This is a genomic window from Corallococcus exercitus, from assembly GCF_003611585.1.
In the GTDB taxonomy this organism is placed as follows: domain Bacteria; phylum Myxococcota; class Myxococcia; order Myxococcales; family Myxococcaceae; genus Corallococcus; species Corallococcus exercitus.
In genome coordinates this window covers 1-383 of sequence record NZ_RAVW01000950.1, presented here as the reverse complement: position 1 = coordinate 383, position 383 = coordinate 1, and the positions used below count along the sequence as shown (strand labels likewise).

Sequence of the window (383 nt, the reverse complement as noted above, 5' to 3'; positions counted from 1 at the left end):
GGTACGATTATGGCACAACGTATTAAAAATGAAGGTGAGACTGCTGTTCAAGATTGGTTGAACACATTAAGCGCAGGTGGAAGTATGTCCCCTGTTGAATTGGCACAACTTGCAGGTATCGATGTCACAACAGATCAACCACTTAAAGATACGATTGCTTATATTGGCGAATTAGTGGACGAATTAGAGTCATTAACGACTGAAATTTAATATAGAATGAAACCCCTGATTGCACATCATCGCACAATCAGGGGTTTTTTAATGTGATGCTTATTTCATTGAAGAACGGTTTTGTTTAGATGATCGACGTAATAAACCAAGTCCTAATAGACTGAGTAAACCACCGAAGATTAAAGCAGATGATTGTGATGATGATTCACCTG

1 protein-coding gene is annotated in these 383 nt (G+C 38.4%); it reads left to right on the top strand.

The window, feature by feature from the left end:
• The coding region (locus D7W79_RS46700; protein ID WP_147442410.1) for an oligoendopeptidase F family protein at positions 1-210 on the top strand (210 nt) is incomplete at its 5' end.
• Between the last annotated feature and the right edge of the window lie 173 nt (positions 211-383).